Source organism: Leclercia sp. UBA1284 (assembly GCF_002308415.1).
GTDB classification, from domain to species: Bacteria; Pseudomonadota; Gammaproteobacteria; order Enterobacterales; family Enterobacteriaceae; genus Enterobacter; species Enterobacter pneumoniae.
In genome coordinates, this window is sequence record NZ_DBUS01000006.1 from 2229917 (window position 1) to 2255227 (window position 25311).

Sequence of the window (25311 nt, forward strand, 5' to 3'; positions counted from 1 at the left end):
TTTATTCCGCATCAATCTCAGAGAGTTCGTTTTCGATCGCTTTCGCGTTCGGGTTCTCTTCCGGTTTTAACTTACCGCCGCTGGCAATAAAGTCGTGATTCTGGAAGTACGCCTCACGCACCAGAATGTACGGATCGGAAGACTGACGCAGCAGACCATCGGAGTCCAGCAATTGCGCACGGGTTTCGACCCCTTCAAGGGTCCACTTACCGATAGAGAGTGGCCAGGTTAGCCAGGAGAGCACTGGGTAAAGGGTATCGACCATATCACCGCCATCCTCACGCAGCGTAAAGCTGCCATAGAACGGCAGATGCACGTACGGGCCGTAACCCACATCGTAATGCCCAAGCGTGCTACCGAAACGGTGCGGCTGTTCACGCTGCAGTTTAGGATTAGCCATCCCCGCCACGTCAATAAAGCCCCCCATCCCCAGCAAGGTATTCAGGAAGAAGCGGGTGAAATGCACCATGCCCTGATAGGGATCGCCCTGCAGGAAATAGTTCGCCATCACGGCGGGCTCTTCAAGGTTGCTGGTGAAGTTGCTCAGACCGTTACGAGCCGGTTGAGGGACGTAATCACGCCAGGCGACCGCCACGGGACGGACGACATAAGGATCCAGCACGTTGTAGTTGAAGCTGTACATAGAGCGGTTAAACCCTTCGAACGGGTCCGAGCGCCCCTGCTGCTCTCCGGAACTGGCACACCCCACTAGCAAAGTCGTGCCCAGCGCAAGCGCCGATAGCCGAAGTTTCATAGGTTTCTCCCTGTTAAGTATGGCCATCGTTGATTGCCATCCGCAACGAAGCGTTTGCGCTCCGTCTGTAAACATGCAGGTGATTGTATCAGCACGTTTATCGATGTCCACGAACACAATTACGGGCAGGAATCATCATCTTTATGATTTCAGAATAGCCTGGCTTAGCATTTTCGATCGCCGCCGATTTTAACTCTGCTTTAAAGAAGATGTATTGGCTTTATAAGCTTTAGAAGAATTTCGGAGCTTCCCCAAGGGATACGGGCAAAAAGTCGCTACGCTTAATAGATAAGAACCCCGTCAGGAGCAGCGAAATGGATGAATTAAAAGAAGAGAAAATTGATGAGCATACCGAAGATTTGGAAGTCGAAAGTGAAGAGAAAAGTCGGGGCAAAAAAATAGAGGTCGACGAGGAGCATCTTCCGTCTCGGGCGATGGCGATTCATGAGCACATTCGCCAGGATGGTGAAAAAGAGATGGAACGCGATGCGATGGCCCTCTTCTGGTCGGCTATCGCCGCGGGGCTATCGATGGGCGCGTCTCTGCTGGCGAAAGGGATTTTCCACGTACAGCTTGACGGCGTGCCGGGTGCTTTTCTGCTGGAAAACCTCGGCTACACCTTTGGTTTTATTATCGTCATTATGGCGCGTCAGCAACTCTTTACCGAAAACACCGTCACCGCCGTTCTGCCCGTTATGCAGAGCCCGACATGGAGCAACTTTGGCCTGTTGATGCGGTTGTGGAGCGTGGTACTGCTGGGGAATATCGTCGGGACTGGGATAGCGGCCTGGGCGTTTGAATATATGCCCATTTTTGATGAAGAGACGCGAGATGCTTTTGTCAAAATTGGTATGGACGTGATGAAGAATACTCCGCTGGAGATGTTCTCCAACGCGATTATTTCCGGCTGGATCATCGCCACCATGGTGTGGATGTTTCCCTCTGCCGGCTCGGCGAAAATCGTGGTCATTATTCTGATGACCTGGCTAATTGCGCTGGCCGATACGACGCATATCGTGGTTGGCGCCGTTGAAATTCTCTACCTGGTTTTCAACGGGACAATCCCCTGGACGGAATTTTTCTGGCCATTCGCTCTGCCAACTCTGGCGGGAAATATCTGCGGCGGCACCTTTATTTTTGCTCTGCTGAGCCATGCGCAAATCCGTAACGACATGTCAAATAAGCGCAAGGCCGAAGCCAAAGCGAAAGAACAGGAGTTGCAGGAAAGCGGGAAAGACGCAAAATAATCAACCTGAATGGCGACTCTTTAAGCAGTCGGGCGGCCACGCGCTTAACGCAAAGTGTAAATGACGTTATACTCGTGCCGCCTCGTCCCCTTAGTTAAATGGATATAACGAGCCCCTCCTAAGGGCTAGTTGCAGGTTCGATTCCTGCAGGGGACACCATTAATGCACACCGCTTACGCCTCTCCCACTTACCAAAACCTCTCATTCGCTGATGCAAAGTACAGCGATACGCATAACGACGCGCCGGAGCTTTAGAGAATCGCTCTGTTCGTCGATCGCGTTCGCAAAACAGTTTCGCTCGCTACTTTTTTAAACGATCCCGACGAAAAGCAAGCTTCTTTTTACCCGTTTTTATCGTATAAAAAGCACACTGCGCAGACCTCTTTGAGATTATCTTTTTCCGTACTATAAGTAGTGTTAGTCACGTACAGTGCAAGGGTGCTACATTACGCCGCCGCCTGGTGTGCTTCAGTCGCGTCGGGTTTAATTTCCGAATTATTCAGATACCACCCATTGGTCTCTGTCTCTAAAAGCATTATGGTGTAACGTGATAATAGCGTTACCAATATCCCCTCCATAAAGGTTGTTTTATCTTGTCGCAAAGCAAATTCAAACGCTCACTTCTGCATCCTCGTTACTGGGTAACGTGGTTTGGTCTGGGTGTTTTGTGGCTGCTCGTGCAGCTCCCCTACCCTGCGATACGTTGGCTTGGCACCCGACTGGGTAGCCTGTCACGACGTTTTCTGAAACGTCGCGAGAAGATTGCACGCAGAAATCTGGAGCTCTGTTTCCCATCGTTATCTGAAAACGAGCGTGAACAGATGATCGCCGAAAATTTTAAAGCCATCGGCATGGCTTTGCTGGAGACCGGCATGGCCTGGTTCTGGCCTGACTGGCGAGTACGTAAATGGTTTGACGTTGAAGGCCTTGAGCATTTGCAGCATGCTCTGGCCAAAAATCGTGGCGTGATGGTCATCGGCGTTCACTTTATGTCGCTGGAACTCGGTGGCCGGGTCATGGGTTTATGCCAGCCGATGATGGCGACCTACCGTCAACATAATAGCCCCCTGATGGAGTGGGTTCAGACCCGCGGGCGTATGCGCTCGAATAAGGCGATGATTAACCGTAATAACCTGCGTGGCCTGGTGAGCGCCCTGAAGAAAGGCGAAGCGGTCTGGTTTGCACCGGATCAGGATTATGGGCGTAAAGGCAGTAACTTTGCCCCCTTCTTTGCCGTGAAGGATGTCGCGACCACTAACGGCACCTTTGTGATTTCTCGCCTGTCAAAAGCGGCCATGCTCACCGTCACCATGATCCGTAAAAAGGATAACTCTGGCTATCGTCTGTTTATCACACCGGTGATGGAAAACTATCCGGAAGATGAGAGTGAAGCCGCCAGCTATATCAATAAGATCATTGAGCGCGAAATCATGCGTGCTCCCGAACAGTATTTATGGGTGCATCGCCGCTTTAAAACCCGCCCTGAAGGCGAAACGTCCCTCTATTTATAATGCTGACGTCAGGTTAGTTTCACTAAGAAACTAACCTTTTCAGACATCTGCATCTTCGCCATTACCGTTTCGTTTTTGACTTCGCTCAAGTGAAATTTATTACCCGGCGAAATTAAACTGTCGCCGTTCCACGACACCCCTAAGTAACGGAAATCATTTAAAAAAATCTCACTTGTCACCCCTGATTTTTAAGCGTACATTAACGCCGTCTGGCAATGGGATGCCATAGAATTCTGAGCTGGTGTTGGGTCTATTACGGGGATAATTCTTATTTCCGCGTTGCCCTGACTTCACCTCTCTATACTCAGTTGGACTCTGTTTTTAAGGCGTGTCAGTGGATGCGCGGAGCGATGAACGTGAAATATTTCTTTATGGGTATGTCGGTGATTGTTTTAGTCTGGGCCGGTACCTTTGCCCTGATGATCTGAGCGAAGAACATGCAGTCAAAAAAGCAGGCGCCGTTGGCGCCTGCTTTTTTTGGGATGGTTAACCTGCCTGTTCCGTCGTATTTTTTGTGGCAGCCGGTAATAGCCCATCGGCGCGGAACATGCCTTTAATGCCCCTCACCGCCTGGCGGATACGGTCGCTGTTTTCGATGAGCGCAAAGCGGACATGGGTGTCACCGTAATCGCCGAAGCCAATACCCGGAGAGACACACACTTTGGCGTCCTGCAGCAGCTTTTTAGCAAACTCCAGCGATCCCATCGCCGCGTAGGGTTCAGGGATTTTTGCCCAGACGTACATAGACGCTTTTGGCATCTCAACCATCCAGCCTGCTTCGTGCAGCCCCTTCACCAGTACATCGCGGCGACGTTTATATTGTGCGGCAATGTCGCGCACACACTGCTGATCCCCCTCCAGCGCAGCGATGGCCGCAACCTGTAATGGGGTGAAGGTGCCGTAGTCGTGGTAGCTTTTAATACGCGCCAGCGCATTAACCAGCGTTTTATTACCTACCATAAATCCGATACGCCAGCCGGCCATGTTGTAGCTTTTCGACAGCGTAAAGAACTCGACGGCCACGTCGCGAGCACCGGGTACCTGCATGATGGAAGGTGCTTTCCAGCCGTCATAGACGATATCGGCGTAGGCCAGATCATGCACCACCAGCACATCGTAGCGCTTCGCCAGCGCAACGACCTTCTCAAAAAACTCGAGCTCAACGCACTGCGCGGTTGGGTTAGAGGGGAAACCGAGAATCATCATCTTCGGCTTGGGGTAGCTTTCGCGAATCGCGCGCTCCAGCTCATTGAAAAAGTCGACGCCTTCTACCAGCGGCACTGAGCGTACCTGCGCTCCGGCGATGACCGCACCGTAAATGTGGATAGGGTAGCTTGGGTTGGGCACCAGCACCGTATCCCCGTGATCGAGCGTTGCCAGCATCAGGTGCGCCAGCCCCTCTTTAGAGCCGATAGTGACGATAGCTTCGCTTTCAGGGTCGATGTCGACGTTATAACGATCCTGATACCAGCGGGAGATAGCGCGGCGCAGACGAGGAATACCGCGGGAAGTCGAGTAACCGTGCGTATCCGGGCGTTGCGCTACGGTGCAGAGTTTTTCAACGATATGGGGCGGGGTCGCACCGTCCGGGTTACCCATACTGAAATCGATAATGTCTTCGCCGCGCCGACGCGCAGCCATTTTCAGCTCAGCAGTGATGTTAAAAACATAAGGGGGGAGACGATCAATACGCGTAAAGCGGCGTTCAGGACTGGAGTCAGCCATAGATTCCTCGATTAACGTGAGCGCCCGGACCGTCCGAGCGACGCTGCCACGTGTGTGGCATGTAGAGAAAATAGCCTGAAAAAAAACAGCTTGTCGAGAGGCTGAGTGAAAAAAGTCGTCGGCCAGAAAACGGGAACAGTGCCAGAGAGAAAACAGGAACTAAAACGACCGCAAGTTCTTGAAACATGCTTTTTTGTTAACATGATGATATCAAACATTTTACCCTCAGGTTTAAACGTCCCTCTCTTTGGCGAGGCAGCCTCCCTTCACGCCCTATCCCCTTTGGATTGTATGGACTTTCCTCATTTGATAATTCTGAGTGATGGCTGGTCATTCGGCGTCAGGTTTTTTATTATGCCTTTTTCCCCGTCTTGCAGGTTTTCTCGTGCACGAAATATTCAATATGCTGCTGGCGGTCTTTGATCGTGCGGCATTGATGCTGATTTGCCTTTTCTTTCTAATCCGCATCCGCCTGTTCCGCGAACTGCTCCATAAGTCGGCGCACTCGCCGAAAGAGCTGCTGGCCGTTACCGCCATCTTTTCGATGTTTGCGCTGTTCAGTACCTGGTCCGGCGTACCGGTAGAGGGGTCGCTGGTCAATGTGCGCATTATTGCGGTGATGTCCGGCGGCATCCTGTTTGGCCCCTGGGTGGGCATTATTACCGGTCTCATCGCCGGGGTGCACCGCTATCTGATTGATATCGGAGGGGTCACGGCGATCCCCTGCTTTATCACCAGTATTATTGCCGGCATCCTGTCGGGCTGGATCAACCGCAAAGTCCCGAAAAAACAGCACTGGAAAGTTGGCATCCTGGCAGGGATGGCTTGCGAAACCCTGACCATGATCCTGGTGGTTGTCTGGGCACCTACCATTGCACTGGGCCTGGATATCGTGTCGAAAATCGGTGTGCCGATGATCCTCGGCAGCGTCTGCGTTGGCTTTATTGTGCTGCTGGTACAGAGCGTGGAAGGGGAAAAAGAGGCCAGCGCCGCCCGCCAGGCCAAGCTGGCTCTGGATATTGCCAACAAAACGCTACCGCTGTTTCGCCATATCAACGCCGAATCTCTGCGTCAGGTGTGCGACATCATCCGCCGCGATATTCATGCGGATGCCGTTGCCATTACCAATATTGACCGCGTGCTGGCCTATGTGGGTGTCGGGGAAGATAACTATCGCGACAATGACGACAACGTGAGCCCGACTACGCGTCAGGCCATCAACTACGGCAAGATCATCATCAAAAATAACGATGAGGCCTACCGTACGCCGGAAATTCACTCGATGCTGGTGATCCCCTTATGGGAAAAAGGGGTGGTCACCGGCACGCTGAAAATTTACTACTGCCACGCGCACCAGATCACCTCCTCGCTCCAGGAGATGGCCGTGGGATTATCGCAAATTATCTCCACACAACTGGAAGTCTCCCGCGCCGAGCAGCTACGTGAAATGGCCAATAAGGCTGAACTGCGTGCGTTACAGAGTAAGATTAACCCCCACTTTCTGTTTAACGCGCTGAATGCCATCTCCTCTTCGATCCGCCTTAATCCGGATACGGCGCGCCAGCTGATTTTTAATTTGTCCCGCTATTTGCGCTACAACATTGAGCTGAAAGACGATGAGCAGATCGATATCAAAAAAGAGCTGTATCAGATTAAAGATTACATCGCGATTGAGCAGGCTCGCTTCGGCGATAAATTGACGGTGATATACGACATTGATGAAGAGGTAAACTGTGTAATTCCCAGCCTGCTGATCCAGCCACTGGTGGAAAACGCGATTGTACATGGCATCCAGCCCTGCAAAGGGAAAGGAGTGGTCACCATCAGTATTGCCGAGTGCGGTAATCGGGTGCGCGTATCGGTGCGGGACACCGGACACGGTATCGATCCGAAGGTGGTTGAGCGGGTTGAAGCGAACGAAATGCCCGGCAACAAAATTGGCCTGCTTAACGTGCATCACCGGGTGAAACTCCTCTACGGAGAGGGGCTACACATCCGCCGCCTCGAACCGGGCACCGAGATCGCGTTTTATGTCCCAAATGAACGCTCAGCCGTTCATGCCCAGACGCTGTTATTACCTTAGTCCGGAGTTAGCATGAAAGTCATCATTGTGGAAGATGAGATACTCGCCCAGCAGGAGCTAAGCTGGCTCATTAAAGCGCATAGTCAGATGGAGATCGTCGGGACCTTTGACGACGGGCTGGACGTTTTAAAATTCCTGCAACATAACCGGGTCGATGCCATTTTTCTCGACATTAACATCCCGTCGCTGGATGGCGTATTGCTGGCACAAAACATCAGCCAGTTTGCCAGCAAGCCCTACATTGTGTTTGTCACGGCCTGGAAGGAGCATGCGGTTGAGGCCTTCGAACTGGAAGCGTTTGACTATATTCTGAAGCCTTACCAGGAGTCGCGTATCGTCAGCATGCTGCAAAAGCTGGAGCAGGCCTGGGCACAACAGCAATCGGGCAGCGGGCAGAGCGTTGCCTCCCCTGCCCCGCGTGAAAATGACACCATCAATCTGATCAAAGACGAACGCATCATCGTGACGCCGATGGACGATATCTACTATGCGGAAGCCCATGAAAAGATGACCTTTGTCTACACGCGGCGCGACTCCTTTGTCATGCCAATGAACATTACCGAGTTTTGTAGCAAGCTGCCGGCCAGTCGCTTTTTCCGCTGCCATCGCTCATTTTGTGTCAATCTGAACAAGATCCGCGAGATTGAACCCTGGTTTAACAATACCTATATTTTGCGTCTGAAAGATCTCGATTTTCAGGTGCCGGTCAGCCGTAGCAAGGTGAAAGAGTTTCGCCAGCTTATGCACTTGTAGGGGAGATGTCCCGGTGACCTGACAGCCACCGGGAGAGGACGTTACAGTACCTGACCCAGCGTCTGGCGCAGATGGGCGCCCGCCCCCAGCAGACCGGGGTTATCGTGGACGATCAGGAACACAGGGATATCCTGTACGTAAGCTTTGAAGCGACCTTTATCTTCAAAGCCGCCACGGAAGCCGGACGCTTTAAAGAATTCCAGAAAACGCGGTACGATGCCGCCAGCGATGTACACCCCGCCAAAGGTGCCAAGGTTCAACGCCAGGTTACCGCCGAAACGCCCCATTATGACGCAGAACAGCGACAGCGCCCGACGGCTATCAATACAGGTATCTTCCAGTGCGCGTTGAGTAACATCTTTCGGCTGCAGATTTTCCGGCAGGCGGCCATCTGATTTGACAATCGCACGGTAGAGATTCACCAGCCCAGGTCCCGAGAGGACGCGCTCTGCTGACACGTGGCCAATCTCTGCTCGCAGCTCTTCAAGGATAATGCCCTCTTCTTCGCTGTTCGGCGCGAAATCGACATGGCCCCCTTCGCCCGGAAGGCTTACCCAGCGCTTATCGACGTGCACCAGGTGCGATACCCCTAAGCCGGTGCCTGCGCCATAAACGGCAATCGGTTTGCCTTCAACCGGCTGCGTGCCGCCGAACTGGATAAGATGCTCTGGCGTTAACATCGGGATCGCCATCGATACCGCGGTGAAGTCGTTAATAATTTCCAGATGCGCAAAACCCAGGTTGTTTTTCATCTCTTCGATGGAAAAGGCCCAGGTGTGGTTGGTCATGGCCACCCAGTCACCCGTGATAGGACAGGCAATGGCGATACAGCCATCCTCGACGCTGACGTTGTGCTCCGTCAGATAGACGCGCACCACGGCTTCCAGGCTGGGATAATCCAGCCCGGAATAGGTCTTCGCCCGGGAAATCTCCCCGTTACTGACATCGCATAATGCCAGACGCGCATTCGTCCCCCCCACATCACCTACCAAAGCATACTTTGTCATTCTTCTACTGCTCCGCTAAAGTCAAAATAACTCTTTGGCACACTCTAAATTCAAGGCACCGTAACAACAACGGCCTGGGTGAAAGTGCCCCAGGATTATCGATCTACGTCACAGAATAACTTTACCGTTTCAGCACCAATTGCACTATGAGATACAAACTGATTGTGCAAAGTAACGCGTGTCATTTTCTACAAGGAAATCATCATGCTCCATCCGCGAGCCAGAACCATGCTGTTGCTGGCCCCCCCGGCGTTAATTATTGGCGTGGCATCCAGTCTGATCCTGATCGTTATTATGAAGGTCGCTTCCGTTTTACAGGCTTTCCTGTGGAAAACACTGCCTGCCGCCATGGGCTTGCGCTTTGACTCTCCCGTCTGGACGCTGGTGATGCTGACCCTCACGGGGATTGCCGTCGGTCTGGTGGTGCGCTACAGCCCTGGCCATGCCGGGCCCGATCCGGCCACCGAACCTCTGATCGGTGCACCAGTGAATGGTAGCGCACTGCCAGGGTTAATTATCGCCCTGATTATTGGCCTGGCGGGTGGCGTGAGCCTGGGGCCGGAACACCCGGTGATGGCAGTCAATATTGCGCTGGCCGTGGCCATTGGGGCACGGACTTTCCCACGCGTGGATGCGCTCGACTGGACGATCCTGGCCTCTGCCGGCACCATTGGCGCACTGTTTGGCACCCCTGTCGCTGCCGCGCTAATTTTCTCGCAAACCCTGAGCGGGAATAATGATCTCCCCCTCTGGGATCGTCTTTTTGCCCCGCTGTTAGCGGCGGCTGCCGGCGCGCTTACCACCAGCCTCTTTTATCATCCCCACTTCTCTCTCCCCATTGCGCACTATGGGCAGATGCAGCTCGTCGATCTCTTCAGCGGCGCGGTGGTCGCGGCCATCGCCATTGCTCTGGGCATGGTGGCGGTCTGGTGCCTGCCGCGTCTGCACAGGGTTATGCACCGCCTGAAAAACCCGGTGTTGATTCTGGGCGCAGGCGGTTTGCTGCTGGGGATCCTTGGCGCCATCGGCGGACCGATAACCTTATTTAAGGGGCTGGATGAGATGCAGCAGATGGCCTTTAGCCAGGTCTTCAGCGTCAGCGATTATCTGCTGTTTGCCCTGATTAAACTGGCAGCCTTAGTGGTCGCGGCCGCGTGCGGCTTTCGCGGCGGGCGTATCTTCCCTGCCGTGTTTATCGGCGCGGCGCTGGGGCTGATGCTGCACGAACACGTCGAAGCAGTGCCGGCGGCGATTACCGTTTCATGTTCGATTCTGGGACTTGTGCTGGTGGTGACGCGGGATGCGTGGCTGAGCCTGTTTATGGCTGCGGTGGTGGTGCCGGATCTTAACCTGATGCCGTTACTCTGCATCGTCATGCTGCCCGCCTGGCTGTTGCTGGCGGGCAGACCGATGATGATCGTCGGGCGTAGAGATCGCTAATCAGGCATTATTACGTGCCTCGAGCGCACGGGTGATAGCACCCAATAACGGCGGAATATCATGCTTCGGTAACATCACCTCAATTAGCGAAAGCCGCTCGCTGTGAGCCACCTTCTCCAGCACCTCGGCGAGTTGAACCGTTTCACTCACTCGCCAGCACTCAGCCTGACAATCCAGGCTGAGCGCCTGGGGAATTTTAGTCCAGTCCCACAGGGCAATATCGTTATAGCGTTGTTCGGGACCGTGAATGGCGCGCTCGACCGTATACCCTTCGTTGTTCAGCACCAGAATCAGAGGATGCTGGTTATCACGCAGCATCGACCCCAGCTCCTGAATAGTCAGCTGCGCGGCGCCATCACCGGTAATGGCAATCACTCTGCGATCCGGACACGCCGTCTGAGCGCCAAAGGCGGCGGCGAGCGTGTAGCCGATCGACCCCCAGATAGGCTGGACAATAAAATTCACCTCGTTCGGCAGGCAGAGATCTATGGCCCCAAACGCAGAGGTCCCCTGGTCGGCCAGAATAATATCCCCGGGGCGAATGAAGGTTTGCAGGGTTTTCCAGAAACTATCCTGCGTCAGGCTGCCGTGGTGCATCGCCGTCGAAGGGAGAGGCCGTTTCGGCAGATTTCTGCCATCACTCTGTTCCCGGCACAAGCGATGCAGCACCTCAATGGCCTGCGTCATGGGGATGCCGGTAAACCAGGTGTCGCCCACGCGTGACGCGTGCGGCTGCACCTCGATAGTTTGTTGCTGCGTGAGCGTGTGCGTAAAGCCCGCCGTCAGGGTGTCGGTAAAACGTGTCCCTATGCAGATCACGGTGTCTGCGCCTTCGATGGCTTCGCTTACCGCCGCGCTGCTGGCAGAGCCGCTGTATGTACCGTAAAAACCCGGTTTACGTTCATCGAATATCCCTTTCCCCATCAGCATAGTGGCATGGGCAATAGGCGTTTCGCAGACCCACTGCTGAAGCTGTTTTTGCAGGCCATAACGCAATACCAGGAAGTCAGCCAGCAGCGCGGTACGTTCGCTCATCGCCAGACGTTGTTCCGCGGCCTGGCGGAAGGCTTCGAGGCGGAAACCGTCGCTCTCATACCGCTCATCGATGAGAGCGTTTACAGGCGGCGTGGCAGGTTTTTTTGCCACATCGGCAGGCAGCATCAGATAGCCGGGACGGCGCTCGCGCAGCATGGCGATCAGCACCCTGTCGATTTCATAGCAGGCGTTTTGTTCGGTAAGTAGCGCCTGCGCCACCGTAATGGATTCACTCATATGGTAAAAATGACGGAACTCGCCGTCACCAAGGGTGTGATGGAGCAACTCCCCCTTTTTCTGCGATGCGCTGCCAGGCGCACCCACAATATGCAGAACCGGTACATGTTCTGCAAAGCTGCCCGCTACGCCGTTAATGGCGCTGAGCTCCCCCACGCCAAAGGTGGTCAGAAGAGCAGCGAAGCCTTTACAACGCGCGTAGCCGTCGGCGGCATAGGCCGCATTCAGCTCATTGGCACAGCCCACCCAACCGATATCGGGGCTGTCGATGACGTGATCAAGAAACTGCAGGTTATAGTCGCCAGGCACGCCAAACAGGTGGTCTACGCCACAATCAGTAAGACGATCCAGTAAATAATCAGCGACGCAGTAGGGGGTACGCATAGCAGGTGTCCTTATTATGATGACTTCAATTTGAGTATTGAAGAAGCGTGATGGGTGTCCAGAAACACAAACAATGAGGTTATGGAAAGAATGCTTTACAAATTTTCGCGCTGTAATCTGCCGATCTCGTTTATTGTGTAAACGTATACACTCACCTTTATTTCCGGCTCAGAGGACGTACCTATGGTTTATCAGGCGGATAAAAACCGTTACCAGTCAATGACGTATCAGCGATGCGGAAGCAGTGGCCTTAAAATGCCCGCCATCTCGCTTGGCTTATGGCATAACTTTGGTGACACCACCCTGATCGAGAACAGCCGTCAACTATTACAGCGCGCCTTCGATTTGGGCATTACGCACTTTGACCTGGCCAATAACTACGGTCCGCCACCGGGCTCCGCTGAACGTAACTTTGGACGTATTTTGCAGGAGGATTTCCTGCCCTATCGCGATGAGCTAATCATTTCCAGCAAAGCGGGATACACCATGTGGGAGGGTCCCTACGGCGACTGGGGCTCGCGCAAGTACCTTATTGCCAGCCTTGATCAGAGCCTGAAACGCATGGGTCTGGAATATGTGGATATCTTCTACCACCATCGCCCCGATCCCGAAACGCCGCTGCAAGAGACGATGAAAGCGCTTGACCATATTGTCCGCCAGGGGAAAGCCCTGTACGTCGGGCTGTCCAACTACCCGGCCGAACTTGCACGCCAGGCCATTGAGATTCTGAATGACTTAGGCACCCCCTGCCTTATCCACCAGCCGAAATACTCAATGTTCGAGCGCGCACCGGAAGCTGGCCTGCTTGAGGTGCTGCAAGAAAATGGCGTGGGCTGCATTGCCTTCTCGCCGCTGGCGGGTGGGCAATTAACCGACCGCTATCTGAATGGCATACCGGCCGATTCCCGCGCCGCAAGCGGCAGCCGTTTCCTCAATCCGGATCAGCTCACAGAAGAGACGCTGAAAAAAGTGCGGATGCTGAATGCGATAGCCGAACGCCGAGGTCAGAAGTTGTCGCAAATGGCACTCGCCTGGGTGCTGAGAAATCGTGCCGTCACCTCAGTGCTGATAGGTGCCAGTAAGACAGCACAGATTGAAGATGCGGTAGGCATGCTGGCGAACCGCCATTTTGCTGCTGAAGAGTTGAGTGAAATCGAAGCGATTCTGGACAGCGCAAAATAGCAGCATTTTTAGCAAATCGTGCTTCGCCTTCTCATTTCGGAGTTACGCGCATTAAACGCGGCTTCACAGCCCCGTAAAATTGCGTTAACAGGCCGGCTTCGGCCCCGATCGTGAAGGAGAATAACAATGTTCAGGTCCCTGATTCTGGCCGCAGTTTTACTGGCTTCAGCACCGCTGGTTGCTAATGCTGGCGAAATCACCCTGTTGCCATCGATTAAATTACAAATTGGCGATCGCGATAATTACGGTAACTACTGGGACGGCGGTGGCTGGCGTGACCGCGGCTACTGGCATCGCCATTATGAATGGCGCGGCAACCACTGGCGTAAACATGATAATGGCTATCATCGTGGCTGGGATAAGCGCAAAGCTTATGAGCGCGGCTACCGTGAAGGCTGGAGAGACCGGGATGATCATCGCGGAGGTCGTGGTCGCGGCCATGGCCATGGTCACGGACATCACCACTAATACGAAAAAGGAGCCTACCGGCTCCTTTTTTATCACTCCACGTTTATAACCCCAGCGCTGTCCCGATAAGCAACCAGATGTTAAGCGCAACCACTACCACGACGATCGCCCATCCGATTCGCTTCACCATTTTCGAGTTGACGAGCTCACCCATCAGGGATTTGTCACTGGTAAAAATCAGCAAGGGCACCAGCGCCAGCGCAATACCAAAGCTCAGCAGCACCTGGCTCATGACCAGAATCCGCGTCGGATCGAGCCCCATCAGAATCACAATGAATGAAGGCATCATCGTAATGGTACGGCGTACCCACAGTGGAATATGAAAGCGTACAAACCCCTGCATAACAACCTGCCCTGCCAGCGTGCCAACAACCGTAGAGGAGAGCCCGGCAGCCACCAGGCTCAGGCCGAAAATCGTGGCGGCAGCGTGGCTTAACAGCGGTTCAAGGGTCAGATAGGCCTGATCGAGATCGGCAATCCCGGTATGGCCATTAAAATGAAAGGCCGCTGCTGCAGTAGCCATCATGGCCAGGTTAACAAAACCGGCGATGGTCATTGCGAGCGCCACATCCCATTTCGTTGCGGAATACTGCTCCTTTGGCGATCCCTGATGCAGATGCTGGGTTAAAGAAGAGTGCAAATAAATGACGTGCGGCATAATGGTCGCCCCCAGAACCCCGGCGGCGAGGAATACCGCTTCCGATGTCGGCAGGCTCGGAATGGCCATCCCCTTCGTTAACTGCACAAAGTCCGGCTGCGAGAAGACCAGCTCGACAATGTAGGCCGCCGCCACAAATAGCAGCAGGCCGCCAATGACCAGCTCAAGTGGTTTTTGCCCACGTCGCTGAAGCATCAAAATCAGGAAAGTGGCGATACCCGTTAAGACCGCGCCCTGCAACAGTGAAATCCCAAGGATCAACTTAAATCCGATGGCCGCGCCAATGAATTCTGCCAGGTCAGTGGCCATGGCGATGATTTCTGCCTGCACCCAATAAAACCAGACCAGCGGACGCGGATAGTGGTCGCGGATCTGCTCCGCCAGATTTTTTCCGGTTGCGATACCCAGTTTGGCCGACAGCACCTGAATCAACATTGCCATCAGGTTCGCCCACACCACCACCCACAGCAATTTATAACCGAAGCTGGCGCCGGCCTGAATATTGGTCGCAAAGTTACCCGGATCGATATAACCAATCGCAGCGATGAACGCAGGTCCCATTAATGCGAAACGCATCTTGCGTGCTGCGCGGCCGCTGCTACTCTCAACGCGACTGTTCGTCATCTCTGCCTCTAAAATATAGCCTTTGCTATGTTTAATGCTATCAAAATGCGAATGATTATCAAGTTCATTTGCGATGGTTGTATTGATGACTGTGATAGCTAAGAACAATGATCAGGCTGGAAAATAAAAATAGACGTAGCGCAGATTGAATGCGCCCATATTTGTGAAGCGTAGCACACGAACTTAACTTTTAACTCATTTACATAACATAACAAAAATGTATGGTGTGTCACTATTTTTGAGTCTCGTCACAGGACGTGACTATAGTGTGGCTTTGATCTCGTTTTCTTTACTGTTGTTACATAGAATGTGCACGGAAATTAAACCTGCCTCATATTTGGAGCAAATATGGACCGCGTCCTTCATTTTGTCCTGGCACTCGTTGTCGTTACAGCGCTTGCGTTGCTGGTCAGCCATGACCGCAAAAAAATCCGCATTCGCTATGTTGTACAGTTACTCGTTATTGAAGTTTTACTCGCCTGGTTCTTCCTGAACTCCGACGTGGGTCTTGGCTTCGTAAAAGGCTTCTCCGAAATGTTTGAAAAACTGCTCGGATTCGCAAATGAAGGGACCAACTTCGTATTCGGTAAAATGAATGATGAAGGTCTGGCATTCTTCTTCCTGAAAGTTCTGTGCCCTATCGTCTTCATCTCTGCGCTGATCGGTATTCTGCAGCACATTCGCATTCTGCCCATTGTGATCCGCGCTATCGGTACAGTACTGTCCAAAGTCAATGGCATGGGCAAACTGGAATCTTTCAACGCCGTCAGCTCGCTGATCCTGGGTCAGTCTGAGAACTTTATCGCCTATAAAGATATCCTCGGCAAGATGTCCCGTAACCGCATGTACACCATGGCGGCTACCGCAATGTCGACTGTATCCATGTCTATCGTGGGCGCATATATGACAATGCTGGAACCGAAATTCGTGGTTGCGGCGCTGGTTCTGAACATGTTCAGCACCTTCATTGTTCTGTCACTGATCAACCCGTACCGCGTGGATGAGAGTGAAGAGAACCTGCAGATGGCAAATCTGCACGAAGGTCAGAGCTTCTTCGAAATGCTGGGTGAATACATCCTGGCTGGTTTTAAAGTTGCGATTATCGTTGCTGCGATGCTGATCGGCTTCATTGCCCTGATCTCCGCACTGAATGCCCTGTTTGCTGCGGTACTGGGCATCTCCTTCCAGGGGATTCTGGGTTATATCTTCTACCCGGTTGCATGGGTGATGGGTGTTCCGGCAAGCGAAGCGCTTCAGGTTGGCAGTATTATGGCCACCAAACTGGTCTCTAACGAATTCGTTGCCATGATGGACCTGCAAAAGATCGCGGGCACCCTGTCGCCGCGCGCGGAAGGCATCCTGTCTGTATTCCTGGTCTCCTTCGCTAACTTCTCTTCTATCGGCATTATCGCGGGCGCGATTAAAGGCCTGAACGAAGAGCAGGGTAACGTGGTTTCTCGCTTCGGTCTGAAGCTGGTGTACGGCTCTACGCTGGTTAGCGTCCTGTCTGCTTCTATCGCAGCACTGGTTCTGTAATACGACGCTGTAAAAGCAACCGGGAGCAAATGCTCCCGGTTTTTTTATCCCTGTAATTCCGCTAAAGGCATCGGTTTGCCTATCAAATAGCCCTGAAGATAGTCCACACCGAAACGCAGCAGCATGTCGCGCTGCTCAGGCGTTTCCACATATTCAGCTACCACAGAGAGCGCTTTCGTTTTTGCCAGATTGCAAATAGATTGCACAATCATGGCATCCATATTGTCGGTACAGATATCTTTCACAAAACAGCCATCGATCTTAATGATGTCTGCCTCCAGACGCTTAAGACGCTCATAGTTGGCGTAACCTGACCCAAAGTCATCAATCGCAATGCGGAAACCGTAGTCCCTGAGCTGCTGGATATTTTTGATGCTGCTTCCGGAGTTCGAAAAAGCCTGCTCTTCGGTTATCTCGATGACGACGGTCTGCGGGGCCACCCCGTAACGCTCAAAGAGGCCGATGATCTCTGCAGCCACCTCTTGCTGCATCAGCGTCATCGGCAGCAGATTGACGGAAAACCGTGTCCCGGCATCCGTCACGGGGTGCTGGCGTAGCCAAATGAGCAGATTCTCAACGACGTTAAGATCAAAGCGATGGCTCAAGTTAAATTGGGCAATCAGCGGAATGAAGCGATCGGGGGTGATAATCTCACCTTCACTCTCCAGACGTGAGAGGATTTCATAGTAACCTTTCCCCTCAGCATCCCGGATCGCCTGGGCGTAAAGATGTAAGCCACCCTCTTCAAGAGCGCGTTTAATGCGGCCCAGCAGCAATACCCTGTCGGTGGTTTGGCCGGAGGCATCTTCAATCCTGTTGGTGAGCGCCAGCACATTATGCGCGGCGCAGGATTGCTCAGCCAGCCAGCTCAGTTGCCCCAGCGTATGATGCAGATGCTCACCGTTCTCAACCTCTCCCCAGGAGGCGCCAAATTCAATATCCAGCCCGGTGTTGTTCCAGACAATTTTACGGCTGTTGAGTCGGTCGACCATATGCTGCAGTCGCTCGGCCGTCCCCGGCCCCAGCAACGCCAGTACCAGCTCACTTCCGGGTAGCTGGAATAGTGTCTCGTCCTTTTGCAGTAACGGCTGTAACGATGCGGTGATCCTGCGTTTGCAATGAACCCGCATTAGAATGCCGTAATGGCGACTTAGAAATTCGAGATTATCCATGCGCAGGCAACAGAGTTTCGCGCCAGGGTGAATCTGTAGAAAGTCTTCCAGTGCGCGAATGTTAGGTAAACCGGTAAGCGGATCGGTGAGCGCCCTCTCCTGCCAGCCCTGCTTAAGCCATTCACTTCGCTGGTAGATCTTCGACATGTAGAGTAAACAGATCGCAAAAGAGATCAGTACAGAAAGGATGAAGGAGAGAGAATGGCCCGACTCGACCCCTGTAAGAAAGTTGTAATTGTAGGTTAACAGCAGGAGCGCGGTTCCAGCCCAGAACAGAGAGATAAGCGCATAGCTCAGGCGACTAATACCTAACGTAAAGAGGATAAAAATAATCGGCATTAAATATCCCGCAATGATGGGTGACTCTACGGGAGCACATAAAATGGCGATAATGAGAATTAAAAGCAGTAACCAGATGACAATATATAACGATTTCTTGTGAAAAAAGACGGGCTTCACGCTCTGTAGCCAGAACGTTCTGGCGTAGCGGGGATTAATTATCATTCTTAACGGATAATAGAACATCATGGTAAAAATTAACGCTGCACAAATCAGGCTCTGAATATCCACAACGTTATATATTGCCGTTCCCTCGCCGAAAAATGTCGATATTGTTACCGGGAAAAGAAATAGATAACCAGCAAGGTACATCGATAATTTGATACCTATCGGCACCATAAAACCGAGCCAGAAAATACGTAACCCGACATATTTGTTGGGCACGCGGTAGCGCCAGCGCTTGCCTAGCATGAGACGCATCATGCCACAGACGGCAAACACCGAAAAAGTCTGACAAAACAATAATACAGCGTGTTGTAGCGGCGCTAAACTTACGCTTAATATGTTAGTAGCAATAAAACTTAAAAGAACAGGAATAACCGCCCGACGACCAAATAACAGTATAACCGCCAGCATAACGCTTAACGGTAGCCATGCTAAATAGACATCATGCCCATTAACCATAGCGCGCGGAGAAAGATATCGGGAAAAGGGCACAGTAATCAGACATAGCGTCAGCGCTGTTATAAATATCTTTACATTATTGTAAGCTTTTCTGTTCATTAAATTAAATAATCTATTAACCGTTTGCCTCATTGACCGGATGGATAATAGGTTTATTAATTGCGCGAATCAAGTTCAAGTCTATTTAGAGACCTGTTTATTGATATAGATTGAGTCAAGGTATAGAAAGCATTATTTCTGGCAACAAAAAGTGCGAATAGATGTTACATAGGCATAAAAAAACCCCCGTCTTTCGACGAGGGTCTAAATTTTGGTGGAGCTAAGCGGGATCGAACCGCTGACCTCCTGCATGCCATGCAGGCGCTCTCCCAGCTGAGCTATAGCCCCAACGCGTTGCTTATACGAACCTCACTCTGTTGGGTTCGGAGTTTGGTGGAGCTAAGCGGGATCGAACCGCTGACCTCCTGCATGCCATGCAGGCGCTCTCCCAGCTGAGCTATAGCCCCATACGTAAAGCTTGTCGTGTTGACGGGCGGCATCATATGAATTCCGCTGCGGAGTGTCAACGGCAAATTCAGCCGTCAGTGATTGATCGCCGAAAAATCAGGCAAATGAACCACATTGCGAGGAGACTCGCAGCCTGTAGTTATACTTGTCACGTTTTGACGTTAAATGATGCTATAAGATGAAACCTCAATTAACCCTGGTAATTCTCTGGAAATGGCATGATCAAGGAAAGAATGACGCCGGAGGAGTTGGCCCGACTCACTGGCTACAGTCGACAAACCATCAATAAATGGGTGCGCAAAGAGGGCTGGGCAACGTCGCCAAAGCCTGGCGTACAGGGTGGAAAAGCACGCCTGGTGCATGTGAACGATAAAGTTCGCGATTTTATCCGCAGCGCACGCAGGGCACCCGACGCCGCGACCTTACCAGAAATAGCCGGAGACAACTCGCTCTCTGCCCTGCTCCTGACGCTGGCAAATGAGATGACGCCAAAAGAGCAGAAACAGCTCTCCTCTTTATTACTCCGGGAAGGGATCTCGGGATTGTTACAACGCTTAGGGATACGTGATTAAACGCTTATGAAAAGCTTACGCAGCAAAATGACCACCGAGGAGCTGGCGGATAGTCTGGGTGTCGCCAGGCAGACCGTGAATCGCTGGATACGTAAAAACGGCTGGAAAACAGAAGGGATTAGCGGGGTAAAAGGTGGACGCGCTCGCCTGGTCTATATTGATGCTCAGGTGCGTAAACACATCATGAATATTCCGGCGATCCGTAAACGTCAAGCGCTCTACCAACTGGCGGAAAGTATCCCTCCATATGGTGATAACAGACCCACTGCTGTTTTACGGCAAATTACCGATGCGCTAGAGAAGATGACGGCAGATGAGCAAGAACGTCTGGCATTGCTGTTGGCACGGGAAGGGATAAAAGGTTTTCTCACCCGCCTCAATCTGCAGGCAAGCGGGACATAAAAAAAACGGCAGGCTTGACCCTGCCGTTTTTACATCCTGACGAGATTACTGCTGGCTTTCGCGCTCGGCGATATAGCCCAGCGCTTTATTGATACGCGCCACGCTGCGTGATTTGCCAATTGCGTGTACGGTAACGTCCAGTGCCGGAGACTGACCCGCACCGGTAACGGCTACGCGCAGCGGCATGCCCACTTTACCCATCCCCACTTCCAGCTCATCAGCAGTCGCCTGAATGGCATTATGCACAGCTTCAGCGCTCCAGTCGGTAAGGGCAGCCAGTTTATCGCGAACCACTTCCAGAGGCTGACGCGCAACCGGACGCAGGTGTTTCTTCGCCGCATCTGCATCAAACTGCTCGAAATCTTCATAGAAATAGCGGCAGCTTTCGGCAATTTCTTTCAGCGTTTTGCAGCGCTCGCCGAGCAGTTTCACCAGCTCAGCCAGCTGCGGGCCATTGCGTGTATCGATGTTAGCCTGCTCAATATGCCATTGCAGATAGGTTGCAACGTATTCTGGCTGCATCGTATTGATGTAGTGATGGTTCAGCCACAGCAGCTTATCAGTATTGAATGCACTGGCCGATTTGCTCACCGCGCCCAAAGAGAAAAGCTTAATCATCTCTTCACGGCTGAAAATTTCCTGATCGCCATTAGACCAGCCCAGACGCACCAGATAGTTCAGCAGGGCTTCCGGCAGATAACCATCATCACGGTACTGCATCACGCTAACGGCACCATGGCGTTTCGACAGTTTTTTGCCGTCGTCACCGTTGATCATAGAGACATGCGCATAGACCGGTACCGGTGCGTTCAGCGCCTTGAGGATGTTGATCTGACGTGGCGTGTTATTGATATGATCTTCACCACGGATCACGTGGGTGATCTCCATATCCCAGTCATCAACGACTACGCAGAAATTGTAGGTTGGTGAACCATCGGTACGACGGATGATCAGGTCATCAAGCTCCAGGTTACTGAACTCAATCGGACCACGGATCTGATCGTCGAAGATCACCGAGCCCTCTTCCGGGTTGGCGAAACGCACTACGCAAGGTTCATCATCTGCGTGGTGCTCATGACCGTGGCGGCAGCGGCCGTCGTAACGCGGCTTTTCATTATTTGCCATCTGCGACTCACGCAGCGCCTCAAGACGCTCTTTAGAGCAGTAGCATTTGTAGGCGGTGCCCGCTTCCAGCATCTCATCGATAACGGCGTTATAGCGGTCAAAACGTTTGGTCTGGAAGTAAGGGCCTTCATCCCACTCCAGATTCAGCCAGTTCATGCCATCCATGATGGCTTCAATTGCTTCCGGCGTAGAACGCTCAAGGTCGGTATCTTCGATACGCAGAACGAAATCACCGCCGTTGTGACGCGCAAAAAGCCAGGAATAGAGAGCAGTACGCGCACCGCCGACGTGCAGATAGCCGGTAGGGCTTGGCGCGAAGCGAGTTTTGATTTTCATGAAGTGGCCTTACAGTAATAAAGATGCCGACAACCGGCATATCCTGGAAATGAGAGTGGGCAATATTCTATCACTCCAGCCTGAATCCTCAATCTTGTTGCAGCCGGAACCGCCACCTTTGCCATTTTTGTATAGAAATCATGCTGCATGGCGCGTTTTGCGATCGTTTTGCCTAATTTTACGACGAACAAACAAAATCTTTAGAAAAGGCGTTGACTCATTTTCAACTCTCCCTATAATGCGACTCCACACAGCGGGGGTGATTAGCTCAGTTGGTAGAGCATCTCCTTTACACGGAGGGGGTCGGCGGTTCGAGCCCGTCATCACCCACCATCTTCTTCGATGGCTCGCAGTGTAGATAAGTATTGAGATTGGGCGATTAGCTCAGTTGGTAGAGCATCTCCTTTACACGGAGGGGGTCGGCGGTTCGAGCCCGTCATCGCCCACCATTCTCACCTTATCGCAGCAGTTCCGAAATGGGCGATTAGCTCAGTTGGTAGAGCATCTCCTTTACACGGAGGGGGTCGGCGGTTCGAGCCCGTCATCGCCCACCATTTCGGGTCGTTAGCTCAGTTGGTAGAGCAGTTGACTTTTAATCAATTGGTCGCAGGTTCGAATCCTGCACGACCCACCAATGTAAAAAAGCGCCCTAAAGGCGCTTTTTTGCTATCTGCGATTTGAAAGATTCGAACCTGCAGCAGGCTCGAGCCGAACGCAGTGAGGCACCGGAGCCGTTTACGGCGACGGCCCGAAGGGCGAGCGAAGCGAGTCATCCTGCACGACCCACCAATGTAAAAAAGCGCCCTAAAGGCGCTTTTTTGCTATCTGCGATTTGAACGCTCTATGCCCTTGCCCACCTCCGGTAACTCCCCTTTCTTTATCGTCTTTATCAATCGCTCAACCGAAGATTTACATGCCAATAACCTTTCGCCTCGTTACCTGTCATTTCTGGCAGGTGATCTCTAGTAGAGGCGAACTTATGCCGATAAAAGGGATTTCCGGCAAGAGATCTTTATATGACTACAATTCAGGCATCAACCCCATCAATACAGACCAGCAGTAACAGTAAAAGCGGCTCAAGCGATAACAGCATTGCTGGGCAAATCAGCCGCATCACGGCCAAAATTTCTGAACTGAGCCAGAAATTTAAGGATATTGCCCTGGGAAGCGGCACTCCCGAAGAAAAAAAGGAGCAACAAGAGATACTGAAAGCGCAGATTGACGGCCTGCAGGCACAACTGCAGATGCTGCTACGTCGTCAGGCTGAAGAGGCAAAACAAAAACAAGAACAGGCGCAAGCTAAAGTGGAAGGCGTAAACAAACCTTCCGATGAGCACGAAATTGATATTTACGTTTAACGCGCCTCAGAGTTAAACAAGGGATCGCGCATACGGGCTTGTGTGAGCTGTTCAGCCTGGATGCGCACCACCTCCCAGATCGCCTGCGCCGCGCCAGAAAGCGAACGATTTTTACGCCGCACCAGCATTAACTTACGCTCGACTGCAGGCGTAAATCGTTTCACCGTGAGCTGGCTCCCCTGCGGTAAAGGCAGAGCCAGAGCCGGGAGAACGCTGATACCAATCCCGGCTTCAACCATCGGGAAGAGCGTCGCAGGATGTCCAATTTCCTGGACTATAGTGGCATTCACCTGTTGGTCCGCAAGGGCGGCATCGATCAGCGGTCGACTTCCTGAGGCATAGTCCTGCAACACCAGTTTTGCCCCTTCCAGCGCTTGCCACGTCACGCTCGTCTGCGCTGCCAGCGGGCTATCGTTACGACAAAGCAGTAAGAATGGCTCCGAGAGCACGACTTCACACTCAAGGTCGCTTACCGGGCCAGGATCGATAACGATGCCGAAATCTACCTCTCCCTGTCGAATACTTTCCAGCACCCACTGTTGAGGCCGATCATGCAGCACAAAATTGATATCGGGGTAACATTGATTACTTTGCGCGATACAGTGCGGAATCAAATGCGCCGAAATGGTCTGACTGGCGGCTACACGTACCGTGCCTGAAAGCTGCTGCCCTACCCTTCCTACATCGCGAAGCGTGCTCGAAAGCTCATCTAACAAAAGCGCCAGCCGCGCGGCCAGCTGTTGCCCCGCCTCGGTGAGTATCACCTCACGCGTGGTTCTGTCCAGCAGGCGCACGCCCGTTTGCTGTTCCAGCTCTTTCACGCTATGACTTACAGCAGACTGGCTCAACCCAATCATCTCCCCGGCGCGGCTAAAGCTTTTCGCCTGTGCGACGGTGACAAAAACACGAAGTTGACGCAGGGAGTAATTCATCTGTTTTACTCATGAATAGATGCAATAAATCAATTTTATTTCTCAAACGGATAAAAGCACAATAGCAGCATCTGTTTTCAGGAGTGGTTATGAAAATTTTAAAGATTCTTGATCCATTTACGTTAACGCTGGTGGTCACCGTATTACTCGCCTCTTTCTTCCCGGCGAGGGGCGGTTTTGTCCCCTTCTTTGAAGGGCTGACCACCGCCGCTATCGCGCTGTTGTTCTTTATGCATGGCGCAAAGCTGTCGCGCGAAGCAATTATTGCTGGCGGTAGCCACTGGCGGCTACACCTCTGGGTGATGTGTAGCACTTTCGTTATCTTCCCTGTGCTGGGCGTGCTCTTTGCCTGGTGGGCCCCCGTTAACGTAGATCCGGCGCTCTATAGCGGCTTCCTTTATCTGTGCATTCTGCCTGCCACCGTCCAGTCCGCCATTGCCTTTACCTCACTTGCAGGGGGTAACGTTGCGGCTGCGGTCTGTTCGGCGTCGGCCTCAAGCCTGTTAGGGATCTTCGTATCGCCATTGCTGGTAGGGCTGGTCATGAATCTGCACGGCGCAGAAGGCAGCCTCGAGCAGGTGGGTAAAATCATGCTGCAACTGCTGCTGCCATTTGTGCTGGGACATCTTTCCCGCCCCTGGACTGCCGCCTTTGTGGCAAAACACAAGAAGTGGATCTCTAAAACTGACCAGACTTCCATTTTGCTGGTGGTCTACTCTGCCTTCAGTGAAGCGGTAGTCAACGGTATCTGGCATAAAGTGGGCGTGGGTTCGTTGCTGTTTATCGTGGTGGTAAGCCTGGTGCTGCTGGCGATAATTATTGGCATCAACGTGTTTGCCGCCCGCCGCTTCGGCTTCAATAAAGCGGATGAGATCACTATTGTCTTCTGTGGGTCGAAAAAGAGCCTGGCGAACGGTATCCCGATGGCCAATATCCTCTTCCCGACAGCGGCAATAGGGATGATGGTGCTGCCGCTGATGATCTTCCATCAATTGCAGCTGATGCTCTGCGCAGTGCTGGCGCGCCGTTATAAACAGCAGACCGAGAAGTTGCAGGCGCAGGAAGAGACCCGCGCCGCGAAGGCTTAAGGGCGTTTCAGGGGCTGAACCAGCTGGGTCAGCCCCTCTGTTTTGATCAGTAACGTGATAGCCATCAGCTCACCCAGTCGCCCGGCAGGGAATTCATCTTTACGGGCAAACCACAGCAGATACTCTTCCGGCAAATCAATCAGCCTGCGGCCCTTATATTTACCGAATGGCATCTCTGTATTGGCAATCTCAACAAGCTGTTCCTTCTCCAC

General features: G+C 52.5%; 22 protein-coding genes, 7 tRNA genes and 1 other RNA gene. 19 read left to right on the forward strand and 11 right to left on the reverse strand.

What is annotated here, in order from left to right; all coding sequences use genetic code 11:
* Position 1: 1 nt before the first annotated feature.
* A complete protein-coding gene (mlaA, locus tag B3511_RS13920) occupies positions 2–754 on the reverse strand; it encodes a phospholipid-binding lipoprotein MlaA (RefSeq protein WP_040074612.1) in 753 nt (250 codons plus the stop codon).
* Between the two features lie 314 nt (positions 755–1068).
* On the opposite strand from mlaA, the gene B3511_RS13925 reads away from it, so the two are divergent.
* From B3511_RS13925 to ypdK, 4 genes are all read left to right on the forward strand, one after another.
* Positions 1069–2001 carry a formate/nitrite transporter family protein gene (locus B3511_RS13925; protein WP_286783263.1) on the forward strand — a complete coding sequence of 311 codons (933 nt, stop codon included), beginning with the start codon at positions 1069–1071 and terminating at the stop codon, positions 1999–2001.
* Between the two features lie 84 nt (positions 2002–2085).
* Positions 2086–2160, forward strand: a tRNA-Arg gene (locus B3511_RS13930).
* A gap of 431 nt (positions 2161–2591) precedes the next feature.
* Positions 2592–3512, forward strand: a complete 921-nt coding sequence (gene lpxP, locus B3511_RS13935; RefSeq protein ID WP_154298761.1) for a kdo(2)-lipid IV(A) palmitoleoyltransferase — start codon at positions 2592–2594, stop codon at positions 3510–3512.
* A 338-nt stretch (positions 3513–3850) separates the two neighbouring features.
* Positions 3851–3940, forward strand: coding sequence for a membrane protein YpdK (gene ypdK / locus B3511_RS13940; protein ID WP_207292170.1), 90 nt, complete (start codon positions 3851–3853; stop codon positions 3938–3940).
* 58 nt (positions 3941–3998) lie between these two features.
* Here ypdK and alaC read toward each other — a convergent pair whose 3' ends face one another.
* Positions 3999–5237 (reverse strand): alanine transaminase, encoded by a 1239-nt coding sequence (alaC, locus tag B3511_RS13945; protein ID WP_212478500.1) that lies wholly within the window; start codon positions 5235–5237, stop codon positions 3999–4001.
* 385 nt (positions 5238–5622) lie between these two features.
* Between alaC and B3511_RS13950 the strand changes: the two genes are divergently transcribed.
* Entirely contained in the window at positions 5623–7320 is a 1698-nt protein-coding gene (locus tag B3511_RS13950; RefSeq protein ID WP_046884659.1) for a sensor histidine kinase, read from the forward strand.
* A gap of 12 nt (positions 7321–7332) precedes the next feature.
* Positions 7333–8073, forward strand: coding sequence for a LytR/AlgR family response regulator transcription factor (locus B3511_RS13955; protein WP_040074607.1), 741 nt, complete (start codon positions 7333–7335; stop codon positions 8071–8073).
* A 41-nt stretch (positions 8074–8114) separates the two neighbouring features.
* On the opposite strand, the gene glk is transcribed toward B3511_RS13955, so the two are convergent.
* A complete protein-coding gene (gene glk / locus B3511_RS13960; protein WP_040074606.1) occupies positions 8115–9080 on the reverse strand; it encodes a glucokinase in 966 nt (321 codons plus the stop codon).
* Between the two features lie 204 nt (positions 9081–9284).
* On the opposite strand from glk, the gene B3511_RS13965 reads away from it, so the two are divergent.
* The gene (locus B3511_RS13965; RefSeq protein WP_207292171.1) at positions 9285–10520 is read left to right on the forward strand and encodes an ion channel protein; all 1236 of its coding nucleotides are present in this window, start codon (positions 9285–9287) and stop codon (positions 10518–10520) included.
* Here the strand turns inward: B3511_RS13965 and ipdC are convergent, their stop codons facing one another.
* A complete protein-coding gene (gene ipdC, locus B3511_RS13970) occupies positions 10521–12176 on the reverse strand; it encodes an indolepyruvate decarboxylase (protein ID WP_212478496.1) in 1656 nt (551 codons plus the stop codon). It abuts the gene before it with no gap.
* A gap of 183 nt (positions 12177–12359) precedes the next feature.
* Here ipdC and mgrA point away from each other — a divergent pair, with 183 nt between their 5' ends.
* Together mgrA and ypeC are read left to right on the forward strand one after the other, a co-directional pair.
* Positions 12360–13358, forward strand: a complete 999-nt coding sequence (gene mgrA, locus B3511_RS13975) for an L-glyceraldehyde 3-phosphate reductase (RefSeq protein WP_046884655.1) — start codon at positions 12360–12362, stop codon at positions 13356–13358.
* Between the two features lie 126 nt (positions 13359–13484).
* On the forward strand, positions 13485–13826 hold the full coding sequence (ypeC, locus tag B3511_RS13980) for a DUF2502 domain-containing protein YpeC (protein ID WP_046884654.1): 342 nt from the start codon (positions 13485–13487) through the stop codon (positions 13824–13826).
* 43 nt (positions 13827–13869) lie between these two features.
* Here ypeC and B3511_RS13985 read toward each other — a convergent pair whose 3' ends face one another.
* Positions 13870–15108 carry an Nramp family divalent metal transporter gene (locus tag B3511_RS13985; RefSeq protein ID WP_286783264.1) on the reverse strand — a complete coding sequence of 413 codons (1239 nt, stop codon included), beginning with the start codon at positions 15106–15108 and terminating at the stop codon, positions 13870–13872.
* A 348-nt stretch (positions 15109–15456) separates the two neighbouring features.
* On the opposite strand from B3511_RS13985, the gene B3511_RS13990 reads away from it, so the two are divergent.
* On the forward strand, positions 15457–16644 hold the full coding sequence (locus B3511_RS13990) for a NupC/NupG family nucleoside CNT transporter (RefSeq protein ID WP_046884653.1): 1188 nt from the start codon (positions 15457–15459) through the stop codon (positions 16642–16644).
* Between the two features lie 44 nt (positions 16645–16688).
* Here the strand turns inward: B3511_RS13990 and B3511_RS13995 are convergent, their stop codons facing one another.
* From B3511_RS13995 to B3511_RS14005, 3 genes are all read right to left on the reverse strand, one after another.
* Positions 16689–18878 carry a sensor domain-containing phosphodiesterase gene (locus B3511_RS13995; protein WP_046884652.1) on the reverse strand — a complete coding sequence of 730 codons (2190 nt, stop codon included), beginning with the start codon at positions 18876–18878 and terminating at the stop codon, positions 16689–16691.
* Between the two features lie 212 nt (positions 18879–19090).
* Positions 19091–19166, reverse strand: a tRNA-Ala gene (locus tag B3511_RS14000).
* A gap of 43 nt (positions 19167–19209) precedes the next feature.
* Positions 19210–19285 (reverse strand) — tRNA-Ala (locus B3511_RS14005).
* A 219-nt stretch (positions 19286–19504) separates the two neighbouring features.
* On the opposite strand from B3511_RS14005, the gene B3511_RS14010 reads away from it, so the two are divergent.
* Positions 19505–19858, forward strand: a complete 354-nt coding sequence (locus B3511_RS14010; RefSeq protein ID WP_040074598.1) for a YfeC-like transcriptional regulator — start codon at positions 19505–19507, stop codon at positions 19856–19858.
* A gap of 6 nt (positions 19859–19864) precedes the next feature.
* Positions 19865–20260, forward strand: a complete 396-nt coding sequence (locus tag B3511_RS14015) for a YfeC-like transcriptional regulator (RefSeq protein ID WP_286783265.1) — start codon at positions 19865–19867, stop codon at positions 20258–20260.
* A gap of 45 nt (positions 20261–20305) precedes the next feature.
* On the opposite strand, the gene gltX is transcribed toward B3511_RS14015, so the two are convergent.
* A complete protein-coding gene (gene gltX, locus B3511_RS14020; protein WP_212478492.1) occupies positions 20306–21721 on the reverse strand; it encodes a glutamate--tRNA ligase in 1416 nt (471 codons plus the stop codon).
* A 257-nt stretch (positions 21722–21978) separates the two neighbouring features.
* Between gltX and B3511_RS14025 the strand changes: the two genes are divergently transcribed.
* From B3511_RS14025 to B3511_RS14050, 6 genes are all read left to right on the forward strand, one after another.
* Positions 21979–22054 (forward strand) — tRNA-Val (locus tag B3511_RS14025).
* 40 nt (positions 22055–22094) lie between these two features.
* A tRNA-Val gene (locus B3511_RS14030) sits at positions 22095–22170 on the forward strand.
* A gap of 29 nt (positions 22171–22199) precedes the next feature.
* Positions 22200–22275 (forward strand) — tRNA-Val (locus B3511_RS14035).
* Positions 22276–22279: 4 nt separating this feature from the next.
* Positions 22280–22355: transfer RNA gene (locus B3511_RS14040), tRNA-Lys, on the forward strand.
* A gap of 29 nt (positions 22356–22384) precedes the next feature.
* A non-coding RNA gene (locus B3511_RS14045) (RtT sRNA) lies at positions 22385–22510 on the forward strand.
* 227 nt (positions 22511–22737) lie between these two features.
* On the forward strand, positions 22738–23079 hold the full coding sequence (locus tag B3511_RS14050) for a FlxA-like family protein (RefSeq protein ID WP_233801547.1): 342 nt from the start codon (positions 22738–22740) through the stop codon (positions 23077–23079).
* Here B3511_RS14050 and B3511_RS14055 read toward each other — a convergent pair.
* Complete coding sequence (locus B3511_RS14055) at positions 23076–24011, reverse strand: LysR family transcriptional regulator (protein ID WP_286783266.1); 936 nt, start codon at positions 24009–24011, stop codon at positions 23076–23078. The genes B3511_RS14050 and B3511_RS14055 overlap by 4 nt on opposite strands.
* 89 nt (positions 24012–24100) lie before the next feature.
* On the opposite strand from B3511_RS14055, the gene B3511_RS14060 reads away from it, so the two are divergent.
* Positions 24101–25099, forward strand: coding sequence for a bile acid:sodium symporter family protein (locus tag B3511_RS14060; protein WP_046884647.1), 999 nt, complete (start codon positions 24101–24103; stop codon positions 25097–25099).
* On the opposite strand, the gene B3511_RS14065 is transcribed toward B3511_RS14060, so the two are convergent.
* Positions 25096–25311 carry a DUF3820 family protein gene (locus tag B3511_RS14065; RefSeq protein ID WP_003861328.1) on the reverse strand — a complete coding sequence of 72 codons (216 nt, stop codon included), beginning with the start codon at positions 25309–25311 and terminating at the stop codon, positions 25096–25098. The two genes, B3511_RS14060 and B3511_RS14065, sit on opposite strands and share 4 nt — an antisense overlap.